Genomic DNA, 310 nt, shown 5'->3' on the forward strand with positions numbered 1-310 from the left:
GGATGGGAACAACACAAGTGGGTAGTCTTGTCTATATTACCACCTAAGAGGCATTTGAGTATTCTCTTTCTCTTACTGGGGAATTTTCGCTTGATTTTTTTGAGGAACTTTCTTTTGATCTTGACATTTGGTTTCTCGGCTGTGAAGTCACGCTTCAACAGATTTTCGGCAACACGACCATCAGATTCAGCCGCTCGATACGTGCTCCGATACGCTCGCTTGCCACGAATAATGGCTTTCAGCCCAAGAATTTGCATGAGTCGTAACACCTTCTTATGATTCACAACCTTGCCGTATTGACGAAAGAGTT

Annotated in this window: 1 pseudogene; it reads right to left on the reverse strand. The window is 43.5% G+C overall.

Going from position 1 to position 310, the window contains the following annotated elements:
• Nucleotides 1-284 (reverse strand): annotated as a pseudogene (locus ETC00_RS21015) (hypothetical protein); the annotation flags it as partial.
• Nucleotides 285-310: the final 26 nt, after the last annotated feature.

The sequence above is a fragment of the Brevibacillus sp. MCWH genome (assembly GCF_013096935.1).
Lineage (GTDB): Bacteria > Bacillota > Bacilli > Brevibacillales > Brevibacillaceae > Brevibacillus > Brevibacillus aydinogluensis.